12 protein-coding genes and 1 riboswitch are annotated in these 12,492 nt (G+C 35.5%); of the genes, 4 read left to right on the top strand and 8 right to left on the bottom strand.

Features of this window, described 5'->3' with window-relative positions; translation table 11 throughout:
- Positions 1–181 precede the first annotated feature (181 nt).
- The 4 genes from ACFPM4_RS01650 to ACFPM4_RS01635 form a co-directional block, all read right to left on the bottom strand.
- A complete protein-coding gene (locus ACFPM4_RS01650; protein WP_382346941.1) occupies positions 182–1,012 on the bottom strand; it encodes a hypothetical protein in 831 nt (276 codons plus the stop codon).
- Between the two features lie 277 nt (positions 1,013–1,289).
- A complete protein-coding gene (locus tag ACFPM4_RS01645) occupies positions 1,290–3,686 on the bottom strand; it encodes a bifunctional diguanylate cyclase/phosphodiesterase (protein ID WP_382346938.1) in 2,397 nt (798 codons plus the stop codon).
- 255 nt (positions 3,687–3,941) lie between these two features.
- Positions 3,942–5,228, bottom strand: a complete 1,287-nt coding sequence (locus tag ACFPM4_RS01640; protein ID WP_382346936.1) for a nucleobase:cation symporter-2 family protein — start codon at positions 5,226–5,228, stop codon at positions 3,942–3,944.
- On the bottom strand, positions 5,225–5,812 hold the full coding sequence (locus ACFPM4_RS01635) for a xanthine phosphoribosyltransferase (protein ID WP_382346933.1): 588 nt from the start codon (positions 5,810–5,812) through the stop codon (positions 5,225–5,227). The genes ACFPM4_RS01640 and ACFPM4_RS01635 overlap by 4 nt, the downstream gene beginning before the upstream one ends.
- 127 nt (positions 5,813–5,939) lie before the next feature.
- A riboswitch (purine riboswitch) is annotated at positions 5,940–6,041 on the bottom strand.
- Between the two features lie 342 nt (positions 6,042–6,383).
- On the opposite strand from ACFPM4_RS01635, the gene ACFPM4_RS01630 reads away from it, so the two are divergent.
- Positions 6,384–6,908, top strand: coding sequence for a hypothetical protein (locus tag ACFPM4_RS01630; RefSeq protein ID WP_382346930.1), 525 nt, complete (start codon positions 6,384–6,386; stop codon positions 6,906–6,908).
- Here the strand turns inward: ACFPM4_RS01630 and ACFPM4_RS01625 are convergent.
- The 4 genes from ACFPM4_RS01625 to ACFPM4_RS01610 form a co-directional block, all read right to left on the bottom strand.
- A complete protein-coding gene (locus tag ACFPM4_RS01625; protein ID WP_382346927.1) occupies positions 6,903–7,523 on the bottom strand; it encodes a Type 1 glutamine amidotransferase-like domain-containing protein in 621 nt (206 codons plus the stop codon). The two genes, ACFPM4_RS01630 and ACFPM4_RS01625, sit on opposite strands and share 6 nt — an antisense overlap.
- Before the next feature lie 116 nt (positions 7,524–7,639).
- A complete protein-coding gene (locus tag ACFPM4_RS01620; RefSeq protein ID WP_382346924.1) occupies positions 7,640–8,104 on the bottom strand; it encodes a hypothetical protein in 465 nt (154 codons plus the stop codon).
- Between the two features lie 94 nt (positions 8,105–8,198).
- The gene (locus ACFPM4_RS01615) at positions 8,199–8,849 is read right to left on the bottom strand and encodes a glycoside hydrolase domain-containing protein (protein ID WP_382346921.1); all 651 of its coding nucleotides are present in this window, start codon (positions 8,847–8,849) and stop codon (positions 8,199–8,201) included.
- A 108-nt stretch (positions 8,850–8,957) separates the two neighbouring features.
- On the bottom strand, positions 8,958–10,154 hold the full coding sequence (locus tag ACFPM4_RS01610) for a chromate transporter (RefSeq protein ID WP_382346918.1): 1,197 nt from the start codon (positions 10,152–10,154) through the stop codon (positions 8,958–8,960).
- Positions 10,155–10,307: 153 nt separating this feature from the next.
- Here ACFPM4_RS01610 and ACFPM4_RS01605 point away from each other — a divergent pair, with 153 nt between their 5' ends.
- The 3 genes from ACFPM4_RS01605 (at position 10,308) to ACFPM4_RS01595 (ending at position 12,270) form a co-directional block, all read left to right on the top strand.
- Positions 10,308–10,502, top strand: coding sequence for a hypothetical protein (locus tag ACFPM4_RS01605; RefSeq protein WP_382346915.1), 195 nt, complete (start codon positions 10,308–10,310; stop codon positions 10,500–10,502).
- A 16-nt stretch (positions 10,503–10,518) separates the two neighbouring features.
- Complete coding sequence (locus ACFPM4_RS01600) at positions 10,519–11,337, top strand: class I SAM-dependent methyltransferase (protein WP_382346912.1); 819 nt, start codon at positions 10,519–10,521, stop codon at positions 11,335–11,337.
- Positions 11,338–11,409: 72 nt separating this feature from the next.
- Positions 11,410–12,270, top strand: a complete 861-nt coding sequence (locus tag ACFPM4_RS01595) for an MBL fold metallo-hydrolase (RefSeq protein ID WP_382346909.1) — start codon at positions 11,410–11,412, stop codon at positions 12,268–12,270.
- Positions 12,271–12,492 lie beyond the last annotated feature (222 nt).

The following is a 12,492-nucleotide window of genomic DNA, read 5'->3' as shown; positions in this document are numbered from 1 at the left end:
CCATCACGGGAGGTATACCTTACAAGGAATTTATAGGAGTTATTTATTGGGGCAGAACACTATTGTCGAAGCCCAACATGGTACTCCATAGAATTAACTATTATTATTAAAACAATGGAAATGGATTAAAGAACAGAAAAAAATTCCGCGAAGGAAGTTCACAGAATTTAATTAATCAATCCTATTTAAGATTCTCAGTGAAAATATGGTGATCACTCTTTTCTCCGCCGTCTTCTCCTACACAATTAGTCACCATGAACCTGCGAAACTGTCCATGAATATCATATTGATAGTCTACGTCTTTTCCGCAATAATATACGTATATACTCCGGTCTACCTCTGTACTCAAATGATCCCTCGTATTATCGTATACGTACGTTATTTCATCTTCCCCGTCATAAAAAAGACTTCTTATAGCTGGACCACTATCGATGCCAGGACTAATCGCGATAATTGAATCTTTTATCCCTTCGGACACATGGTGGAAAAACATGTTTATTGCTTTTGTGCCAATTTTTGTCTCGTCTCTTACGACCATCTCATTGAGCCATAATAATTCATCCTCAGCTACTTTTAAGCTCTCTTTTACTTTTTTAAGTTCAACTGACTCTCTGCCGACCAATACATCTAGTAGATCTTTTGACTCTTTCTTGTTTAAAGAAACGTAGCTATTATCCCTATCTAATACAAGTTCTACTGTATCTTGTTCAAGGTTTAACCATAGAGAATAGTATGGAGCTTTAGTTTCAATATTAGCCTCATGATATTGGAAGGAAAACCGATAATCTGCGGGTCGTTCCATGTTCTCCACTACTACGTCCCAGTTCAATTCTGAAACTATCTCATTTATTTTCCGTACTTGCTCCAGGTCCTTTATTTCTCGAAACTCTTCATATTCTTCTTCCAGTCCTGTAAGCTGTTGAACAGCAATATACTGTTCTTCATTTGAGCATCCCCATAAAAAAAGAATTAGAATTCCAATCATTGCAACTACGAATGAAACACGTTCCAACAAATCTCCCCCTTTGTCACTACACGTCTATTACAAGCTCTTTAAAATATATGTTTCTTTTTGTTTCATAGCATCCCCATTCACACCTCGATCTTCTTTTTATTCATTGTACCGCGAAAAACATTAATATACAGTAAAAGGTATATAAAAAAACAAAATTTTCAAAAAAATAGTGTAAAAACAAAAAAAGAGGTCAGTATAGACCTCTCAATAAAAGAATGTACAACGTTATCCTATAGCGCCTATATATTATGCTATTATCCTGTCTTCACATTAGTTAAGGTTTACCAAACCATTTCTTTTCTATTTCTGTTACCTTTTCAGGTTTACCATAATAATATCCTTGTCCAATAACATTGAAATCTCGTAACAACTTAATTTGCTCACTTGTTTCAATACCTTCCATAATTACTTTAGTATTATCCAGACAAGTGCCAACATTTATTATCGCTGTGAGTATCGACATGTTTCGATTACTTTTTAATGCATCATCGATAATCGATTTGTCTATTTTTAATGTATCAATTTCTATTCTCTTCAAAATATTTAAAGAAGAATAACCTGCACCAAAATCGTCTATCGCAATACGGACTCCTAGTTTTTTTAATTGTTCAATAATGCCCATTGCAGATTTAATATCTAGCATCATTGTTTCCGTTATTTCTATTTCAAGATTACAAGTATTTATTTGTAAGCTACTCAATACATTTTTCACTTTTTCAAAAAAGTATGGATCTGTAAATTGACGTGCTGATACATTAAAAGCGAGTTTTATATTCGTAATCCCTGCTTCTTCCCAATCCTTTAGTTGTTTGCAAGCTTTTTTTAATACCCATTCCCCAATTCCAATAATGGCGCCACTTTCTTCTGCAATTGGGATAAATTCGCTTGGTGAAATATTTCCAAAGGATGGAAACCATCGTAATAATGCTTCTACTCCAACCAACTTTCCACTTTTAATCTCTATTTGTGGCTGATAGTAAAGCTGTAATTCCTGTCTTTCAATTGCCTTCCATAATCCATTTTCAATTTGTTGTTTTCGTTTTAAAATACAATCTAAGTCTTCCGTGAAAAATTGATATGTGTTCTTTCCCTTCTTTTTAGCTTCATACATCGCAATATCAGAATGGCGAATTAACGTTTCTCCATCCGGTGTAAACTTAGAAAGTATACTAATACCGATACTTAGCGTAATAATTAAATCATTTGTTCCTATATGAACAGGCTTAACCATTACATTAAGTAACTTCTTCGCAACAGAGGCAACTTCTTTTTTGGATTGATTTTCTAAAACAATAAAAAACTCGTCTCCACCTATTCTGACAAGGATATCTTTTGGGGTTAAGCATGACTTCATTCGGTTAGCGACGATTTTCAAAAATTCATCCCCAGCCTTATGCCCCAAAGTATCATTTACTGTCTTAAAATTATCAAAATCTATCATTAAAACTGCTACGGAAGATTGATCTGCGTACGCTCGTTCTACTACTTTCGTTAAATGTTCATGAAACCAGTGCCGATTGGGAAGTCCGGTAAGTTGATCCGTATATGCTAAGATTTTCATTTGCTCTTGAAGTCGCTTCGTCTCTGTAATATCTCTTAAAATAATTTGAAAAGCAATCTTATTATCATATACTACTTTTATGACATTTCCTTCTACCTCGACTATATCTCCAACCGAACTAATCATCCTAAGCTCTAAAGGTTTTAAGTTCATTCCAGCTCGAACTTTTACTAAATAGCTGGATGCCTTCTCCCAATCTTGATGATGAATAAAATCCAAAATAGGTTTCCCAATAATCTCTTCTTTCTTGCTCACTTTTACTAGATCTAAACAAACTTCATTAATGAATATAATCGCTTTCCCATCATACACGATAATAGGAGCAGGAGATTGTTCTACTAATAATCGATAACGGATTTCACTCAGTCTTATTTTCTCTAATAGTTGTCTCTCTGCATATATCTTGCGGTTATCAAGTATGGCTAAACATAAAGCAAAACACATAATCAAAATGGTGATAATAGAAATAATGATTGCAAGTGTATATGTATTTATACTATCCGTAATGGAAACATGTCTATGAGGCAAATACTTTACCGCTTTCATTCCGGCATAGTGCATGAGGCAGATTGTGATTCCCATTACAACAGAACTATATATATTTTGAATTCTAACAGGGGTTAATTCATTCCTAATTTTAGTAAAGGTTTGTACTCCAACCAAAGTAAAAAATACTGCTAAAATAATCGATAGTATAAACGGAATTGAAAAAAACTGTATTTGCAAAGGTGCACGAATCGCAAGTAAACCACTATAGTGCGTAATAGTCATCCCTAGGCAAATATTAAATCCGCATATATATTTATTGCGGTTATGGAGGGAATGACAATATAACAAGAAAAACATGGAATAGGTTGATATACACGCAAAAATAATCATTAAAATTAAAAGATACGGATTGTAAACAATATTATAGGATGAATAACGAGCAACTACTCCAACAAAATGTGTAGAAAATATCCCTAACCCCATAATAATCGAAGCATATATAATCCAGGTTTTCTTCCGCTTATTATTATCAGCAATTCGTTCTGCCATTGTTAAGGAAGTATAAGTTGAAAAAACTGCTATAATAACAGACAGCATAATTAATAATGGACTTTGTTGCACAATGGTCACCCTCATATTAAGGATTAGATGAACAATTCCTTACAAGACATTATTGTTCAATCATCCTAATGTTTAGTTACTTTAAGTATCTTCCACAATAGTATCTTGTACTAGGTTTCTTCACGTATAGTTTCTATCAAAAAAGTTGTTTCATACTTCATCAATAAATACAAAAAAGCACAGCATCATAAAGCTGTGCTGTGCTTTTATTATTCGATCTGTAATTGTTGCATCCTTCGAAAATTCACAATGAAACTAAGCGCCTTTTTTCACCAAAACTGGTGCTGATTTACGTTTTGGAATCATATTAAATACGATATTTAGGATAATTGCAGTGACACTACCAGCTACAATTCCATTACTAGTTAAGATTTGCACACTGTTTGGTAATTGTGCGAAGATTTCTGGTACTACTGTTACTCCGAGTCCCATACCAACTGAACATGCAATAATCATGGAATTCTCCGGCGAATTTGCAATGACACTACTTAACATTTTGATACCTTGTGAAATAACCATTCCAAACATCGCAATCATTGCTCCACCTAATACGGATGTTGGAATAATAGTCGTTAACGCAGCGATTTTTGGTATAAAGCCAAGTGCAATTAGCATGATTGCCATCACAAGTACAACTTTACGTTTTTTCACACCAGTCATTTGAATGAGACCAACATTTTGTGAAAATGCCGTATATGGGAACGCATTGAAGATTCCACCTAATACTATCGCAATTCCTTCTGCACGATATCCTTTCGAAATATCTTTTTCAGCAATTTTCTTTTCGGTAATATCACTTAAAGCGAAATATACTCCAGTTGATTCTACGAGCGAAACAATCGCTACAAGCGTCATTGTTAAAATTGCAGACCATTCAAACGTTGGTGTTCCAAAGTAAAATGGCTCTACCATATGAAAATAACTTGCTTCTGATACAGCATCAAAATGAACTTTTCCCATGAAGGAAGCAACGATTGTTCCTCCAATTAAGCCGATAAGGATTGAGATGGATCGAATAAATCCCTTTGTAAAACGATACATAAGAATGATAAATAAGAGCGTACCAAATGCTAGGGAGATATTTGAAATGGATCCAAAATCAGCTGCTCCTTGTCCACCACCCATATTGTTAATTGCTACAGGTATAAGTGTGATCCCAATAATTGTTACAACCGTTCCAGTTACAACTGGTGGGAAAAAGCGAACTAATTTTCCAAAAACTCCACTAATCAGTATTACGATTAAACCTGAAACAAGAATCGATCCGTAGATGGCAGAAACTCCATATTCTCCACCAATTGTAATCATTGGTGCTACTGCAGTAAACGTACAACCTAGAACTACTGGAAGTCCAATTCCGAAGAATCGGTTACTTACTACTTGTAATATTGTAGCAACCCCACACATTAATATATCAATGGCAACTAAATATGTAAGTTGCTCAGAAGTAAGGCCTAACGCATCCCCTACTATTAGCGGAACTAAAATTGCACCTGCATACATGGCAAGTAAATGTTGTAGTCCTAATGCTGCTGTTTTCATACGTGCGTCGCCTCCCTTTTAAATGTCACTTCTCCATTTGTTAAAGAATCGATAATTGCAAGTGACTCAACCCTTATTCCTTTTTCTCTTAAAAGTTGGCCACCTTGTTGGAAACCTTTTTCTATGACAATTCCGACTCCTACAAGTTTTGCTCCTGCTTGATTTACGATATCCATCAATCCTAGCACTGCTTGTCCATTTGCTAGAAAATCGTCCAAAATTAATACGACATCATCACTAGTAAGATAATCTTTTGATACGGAAATCTCGTTCGTTTCTCTTTTTGTAAAGGAGTGAACTTCTGCTGAATATAAACCATCTACAAGCGTTAGTGATTTACGTTTTCTAGCAAACACAACAGGTACATTTAGACGCAACCCTGTCATTACTGCTGGCGCTATTCCTGATGACTCGAGTGTCACTATTTTTGTAATCCCTGCATCTGAAAAAAGCTTTGCAAATTCTTCACCAATTTTTTGCATAAGTTGTGGGTCTACTTGGTGATTTAAGAAAGAATCAACTTTTAATACGGATTCTGATAATACTTTTCCTTCTGCTGCAATTTTTTGCTCTAAAAAATTCATGGTGAGCCCCTTTCAAAATTAGAATAAAAAAGCCCGAAAAACATGTTTCTCCATTACTATGAAAGAAACAACGTTTTTCGAGCTGAAATGATCGAAAAGTGTTTAGAAACACCAAATAATTGGGGTAATCTAAACAAGCCGTTTTCATAGTCGGTTTATTTACGGTAAACCGGTAGAGACTTGCGAGCCATATTCTCGCGGATATATGAAAATACTTATATATGAAAATGTATTTTTAGTATAGCATGTGATGTCATAAAAACAAGAAAAAATCCAAAATTGAATTGTCGAACTTTTGGAAACGCTTAACATAATAGTCTTTTCTATTTCTTATGGTATACTTTTTTAAAAATGGCTCTGTTAAATTTCATTGTTGTTAACAACTTAGTTGATTGTATCGGATGTACACGAGACTCCAGCGGGAACAGCACGAGCCGAAGATCCACTTGGCAAAGCGGTTTTTCTTTGCCAAGTTAGCTGAGGCCGTGCCCGCGGAAAGCGAGTGTACAGGAGCGAAAATCAACAACAGAGTTTAACAGAGCTTTAAAATTAAATATTTTAGGAGAATTTAATGTATAAGAAAGTGAAGAAAAAATTATTTAATTTGTTTTGCGGAGAGTTAGTGGCGACGATTCTCTTTGCCTTTTTGTGGTTCTTCTATTTACCCCAATCTGACTGGTTTTCCCTATATGTAAAAACAATTCCATCTCTTTTGGCATTTATTTTATTAGAATTGATTTTATTACAAGGTACTCTTTATTGGTATTTGAAATGGAAACAAGTTAAAAATAATGACTTTTCGAACTTACCTGGTGCCTATTTGCAATTGTTTAACCTTTTCAAGAAATTAAATGCATTATTCATTTTCATTGGAATTATTATTTTAGGATATTTAATTATTAACGGTGCTGAAGAAATATATTGGTATATTTTTATCTTCGGCTTTGCAGTTTTAGAACATATTAATTACTATCACATTCGCCTCTCTTACCAAACGAGCGTTGAAATAAAAGAGTTTTTGCAACGAAAAAAACTTGTTCGCTCCAAATTAGCAAAGGAATTAACTAGTATAAAAACCGATAAGACAGCTTTATAAGCTGGTTTTATCGGTTTTTGTAATTTGATTATGAATGATGGAATACACACCCTTCCCATCCGTTTCTACTGGCATGCCATTTAGACAATATAAACAAGATTGTTCATCAATACCATAATGTTGATAATAAGGAAATGCACTTGCAATATTCCTTAAATGCTCCTCATCATTCCACTCGCTAAAATGTACTGCAATGACCATATTTTCTACTAGCCCTAAACCTGGTCTATGCTGGAATTTTTGAAGAATATTATCTTGTGGGGAAATAACACATTCCTTAGGACTAATTAATGCCCCTGCTGAAAACCCAGCTATTGGTGTACCTGTTTTATACTTTTCTTTAATTGCATGTGAAATTTCCGTATCTACAATATAATCAGCATACATATTTGTATTACCACCACCGATAATAATCCCGGAACTCTCCCTAATATTATGTATTACCTCATCCATTGGTGTTGATGGAAGTGGTATGTATCGGAAATCGTTCGCACCTTCATTTTGCAAAGCTTCTGTATACCTTGGCATATACTCCTCCCACCCATCCCGTTCTACAAATATTATGGAAACTGGTTTAACTTTCATGGAGGCTAGTTGCACAAACTTCTTTGCCATTGTCTTTGTAAAAGGAGGGCCTCCTCCAAATAAAAATAAATGTGAACTCATAAGTACACCTACATTTTTTATAGATTACTATAATGAATCATTGGATGAAATGCAATTTATCTTATTCAGCTTTCATTCTTCTCATCTAAACTTTTATTTGTTAATAATTGATATACAATCGTAGAGTCCTCTTCGGATAATGAACCAAAATTTGATTGCCCAAATATCATTAACTCTAAGTTCGTTTTATTTATCCAAACACCATGTTCATAGGAATTCCAAGCAAAAGTTAAATCAGGTGGCCTTATGTCGATTTGAACATTTTCTTGCCAATTTGCCTGTTTTAATAAATGGATAAGTTTTTCAATGTCTTCCCTTTCGCTTATTTCATTTATGATTTTGTCATTCGATTGTGTAACAATGATGGGATTCCCATCCCATTTACTACTATAAATGAGTTCTGTAGTTGACTTATTATTATGTACTATTTCGTTAGTGTTATTTTTATTATCTCCACTACTTTCAGTTTGCTTTTGACATCCAACTATTATTAACACAGAAAGAAGTATGAATATAGCACTTTTTTTCATTTTATCCCTCCAAAACATTGTCTGCTTTTGAATATAAAAATATATAACCTTCCCATCTATATGACGGATCATGGATGGGAAGGGTTACATGTAATCACCACATCATCTGCAATACTCTCTCATCTGCCAAGTTTGTATCGATTGGGCATTCTTTTACATCTCTTCCATATTGCCACAACCAAACATTACCTTCACAATCTGGTTTTTGGGGATTAAACGCTGGAGCATTCGTTGCTTTTGTAGCACCTGTTTCAGGTTCAGCACTCCAGAGAATCGTTTGCACCTTTACACGATTACTTTCGCGAGCTGCTTGACAGTATGCTTGATTGAATCCACCAGTAACTGGATCATGGTATATTCCGGTTTTATAACCACTTGTGTAAAGAGCATCAACCCAACCTTTAATCCAATGGTGATCCACTTCAAAAAAACGCTCTACGTTCGCAAATATTGCTGTTCCTTTTGGAAAACCTAAATTATTGGCATGATGAACAGCATTATATGCGGCTTCTTTTCCCTTTTGATAGCCTGTGGCACTCGTAAAGACATTATAAATCGGCATAATCTTAATTCCTTTGTCACGAAGAAAGTTAATCTCTTGTGGAGAAAGACCTTCTGATGCTCCCTCTACTCTTGTTAAATATCTACCCCAAAAAACAGGACGTCCAAAATTTGTTGTTACACAATCTAATAACTCAGCTGTCACATTAGAAGCTGAATCCACACCCCAAACATAATTAGGCACCTTACCCACTCCTTTATCCATACATACAGTTATTTGTATGTTTTTTGCCTAAAAACGGTACATATGGATAAAAAAATCTCCTTCTATAAATTTAGAAGGAGAATATTTTTATAGGAATGATAATAACGCACCACCTGCAGCACCAGTTACAACGATAATCCAAGGTGGTAGCTTCCAATATACGAGCATACTGAAAAGTACAGCTGCAAAAGCAAAGTCTCGTGGTGCTAAAATTGAGCTAGTCCAAATAGGTTGATAGAATGCTGCTATTAAAATCCCAACTACTGCTGCATTCACACCCATTAGGGCAGCTTTTACTTTTGGGTTACGTCGTAATTGATCCCAGAATGGAAGTGTTCCGAGAATTAATAGAAATGCTGGTAAGAAAATCGCCAAAGTAGCCAATAATCCACCTGCCCAGCCATTCATCACTGCACCGAGGTAGGCAGCAAATGTAAATAGCGGTCCTGGAACTGCTTGTGCCGCACCATAACCAGCTAGAAATGCCTCTTCACTTAACCATCCTGTTGGGACAAATTCACGTTCTAATAATGGTAAAACAACATGTCCACCACCGAAAACGAGTGAACCGGAACGATAAAAACTATCAAACATCGCAATCCAATCTAAAGTAGTTACTTCTCTTAAAATAGGCAATACAATTAAAAGACCGAAGAATAATGTTAAACAAATAATACCGAACTTACGTGAAACAGGAAATTTTATTTTATTAGAATCTTCACTGTTTTGATTTTTATAGATTAGATATCCGATCAATGCTGCAATTAATATGACTCCAATTTGAGTGTAAGCTGTTTGCCAAATGAGTGTAACGACTAATGCAAGTAATGCAATTGCTTTCCTCTTAAGATCAGGGGCTAATTTTGTAGCCATTCCCATAATCGCATGGGCAACAACCGCAACAGCCACTATTTTTAACCCATGTATCCAGCCAGCATCTCCAATGTCAAAGCCTTGCAATATTAATGCAAACGCAATAAGTGCAACGACAGAAGGAATCGTGAAACCAAGAAAAGATACAATTCCACCTAAAACTCCTGCACGCATGACACCAATCCCTATCCCTACTTGACTACTAGCTGGTCCCGGTAGGAACTGACATAATGCAACTAAGTCAGCATAACTTTTTTCATCCATCCACTTACGACGACGAATATATTCTTCATGAAAATATCCTAAATGAGCAACTGGGCCACCAAAGGAAGTAAAGCCAAGTCGTGTAGATATCGCCAAGATTTCAAATAACGCTTGGAACCTTGACATTTTTTTCTCTTTTCCAACCATGCAGTAATATATCCTCCTTGAAAATTGTATACATCCGAGTGTAGCATGAATCTTCCTATGTTCATACTAAATTTACATAATCTTAATATTTCTCGTCTACAATTCGAAACATTTTTTACAGTTAAAACGTTATAGTTAATAGAGGTGAATTTTATGAACCAATTTGTTTGTAAATCTTGCGGCAGTAATTCTTTTGGTAAAGGTATTATGGATGGATATACAAACGTTCGTCCAGAAGGGAAATTTTTTAGTGGTGGAACCTCACTTGAACTAATAATTTGTACGGAATGCGGAGACGTTGCCTCCATGAGAGTAAAAAAACCACATAAATTTAAACAAGAAATGTAGATGAGGAGTTGGCACGATGAAGGAGCAAATTCGGACGAATAATGTGGAGCGGTTTACTGGTTTCGGTGCACTTTATGATCAAAATCGACCACAAGCACCAGAGGAAGTAACAAGAATTCTAACAACTTATTTAGGAAAGAAGCCAAAGACTGTATTGGATGTTGGTTGTGGGACTGGTCTATCCACTTTTTTATGGCAACAAAAAGCAGAAAATATTATTGGTATAGAGCCTAGTAATGATATGCGTGAAGTTGCATTACAAAATTGGAAGGCACAACAAAAGCCTAAGAATATACAGTTTATTGAGGGATTTTCTCATGACCTAGGTGTAGCAAATGATTCTGTTGATATCATTACATGTTCACAATCATTCCATTGGATGGAGCCACAATCTACATTGCGTGAGTTTGCTCGTGTTTTAAGAACAGGTGGTATATTTGCTGCCTATGATTGTGATTGGCCACCTGCTTTTAATTGGGAGATTGAGGAAAGATATAAACAATTAATTAAACTGTCTGACAACCGTGTTGCACAACTATCTTCAAGCGAACAGCAAGCACATAAATGGGATAAAGAAAAACATTTAGCTGAGATTCAGAATTCTGGATTATTCCGTTTTTCTAAAGAAATTGTTTTCCACCATTGGGATCCATGTGATGCAACTCGCTATACAAATATTGCGTTAAGCCAAGGTGCATTACAAACTGCTATTAAGTTAGGTGCCGATGATTTATTGGAAGCCGTAGAAAAGTTCCGGGAACAAGTCGAGGATACTTTTGCAGGACAAACACTAGATATTTTATTCAGTTACCGTTTGAGATTAGCAATAAAATAAAGTTACGTGCATAAAAGACTCGCTCCGCGAAAAGCTATCTATAGTTTATAGGAAAACAGAGGTGACTTTTCGATGGATAAAGAGATGTCCTATGGTAAAGATTATAAATTTATACCTGCTACGTCTTTAAGTAGTGGAGTTGGGCTAGATGTATTATCTGATTTATATTTTCATACCATTCAAATTGTGAATATAGTACTCATTGGAAAGCCAAATTCCGATCATTTTGTTTTAGTGGATGCAGGAATGCCATTGTCTGCAGACGAAATAATTAGTACGATTGAAAAACGCTTTGGTGCCAACAAAAAACCACAAGCAATTTTGTTAACACATGGGCACTTTGACCATGTTGGAGCAATTATAGAGTTATTAGAGACTTGGGGCGATATTCCTGTCTACGCTCATGAATTGGAAATCCCTTTTCTTACAGGAAAAATGAATTATCCAGACCCTGATCCGACTGTGGAAGGCGGAATGGTTTCCAAAATGTCTGCCTATTTTCCAAATGAAGCGATTAACTTAGGTAATAAAGTGGAAGTTTTACCTGCAGATGGATCAGTCCCCTTCTTACCTGAATTCCATTGGATACATACACCTGGGCATACACCAGGGCATGTCTCCTTTTTCCGCGAAAGAGATCGTGCATTAATAGCTGGAGACGCATTTATTACTGTCAAACAGGAATACCTTGCGAAAGTAATCATGCAAGAACAAGAAATAAGTGGACCGCCTAGATACTTAACACCAGATTGGAACGCAGCTTGGGAATCTGTCAAAAAACTTGAAGCACTGAAGCCAATTGTCGCAGTTACTGGACATGGTCTTCCTATGAAAGGCGATTTATTATCGGAGAGCCTAGCTAGATTAGCGAGTGAATTTGATAAAATTGCAATTCCGGAACATGGGAAGTATGTGGATGGGAATTTACATTAAGGTGTGAGCTTGGAGACGAGGTTTCCAAGCTCTTTATGTTGTAAAGACATCCTACTTCGTGATTAACCTTAGAAAAATAGTTCTTCAAATGTTTTAGTTCATAAGCAGATATCGAATTTTGCATTCTAATTACCTTTGCTCGAAAATACAAGCTACATTGGAATCAGATTCCCCTCTGATTCCTAATTTCTTATACAACCACTATGTCAGCATTCACAATAA

The organism is Lederbergia graminis, assembly GCF_042655485.1.
Classification (GTDB): Bacteria; Bacillota; Bacilli; order Bacillales; family Bacillaceae_C; genus Lederbergia; species Lederbergia graminis.
The sequence above is the reverse complement of the archived record's forward strand: the minus strand, read 5'-3'. Positions and strand labels throughout refer to the sequence as shown.

What these genes read in the sequence shown, in the direction of transcription:
- ACFPM4_RS01640 (WP_382346936.1), bottom strand. Translation starts at nt 5,228, where the DNA reads ATGAAAACAGCAGCATTAGGACTACAACATTTACTTGCCATGTATGCA.
- ACFPM4_RS01635 (WP_382346933.1), bottom strand. Translation starts at nt 5,812, where the DNA reads ATGAATTTTTTAGAGCAAAAAATTGCAGCAGAAGGAAAAGTATTATCA.
- ACFPM4_RS01630 (WP_382346930.1), top strand. Translation starts at nt 6,384, where the DNA reads ATGTATAAGAAAGTGAAGAAAAAATTATTTAATTTGTTTTGCGGAGAG.
- ACFPM4_RS01625 (WP_382346927.1), bottom strand. Translation starts at nt 7,523, where the DNA reads ATGGCAAAGAAGTTTGTGCAACTAGCCTCCATGAAAGTTAAACCAGTT.
- ACFPM4_RS01620 (WP_382346924.1), bottom strand. Translation starts at nt 8,104, where the DNA reads ATGAAAAAAAGTGCTATATTCATACTTCTTTCTGTGTTAATAATAGTT.
- ACFPM4_RS01610 (WP_382346918.1), bottom strand. Translation starts at nt 10,154, where the DNA reads ATGGTTGGAAAAGAGAAAAAAATGTCAAGGTTCCAAGCGTTATTTGAA.
- ACFPM4_RS01605 (WP_382346915.1), top strand. Translation starts at nt 10,308, where the DNA reads ATGAACCAATTTGTTTGTAAATCTTGCGGCAGTAATTCTTTTGGTAAA.
- ACFPM4_RS01600 (WP_382346912.1), top strand. Translation starts at nt 10,519, where the DNA reads ATGAAGGAGCAAATTCGGACGAATAATGTGGAGCGGTTTACTGGTTTC.
- ACFPM4_RS01595 (WP_382346909.1), top strand. Translation starts at nt 11,410, where the DNA reads ATGGATAAAGAGATGTCCTATGGTAAAGATTATAAATTTATACCTGCT.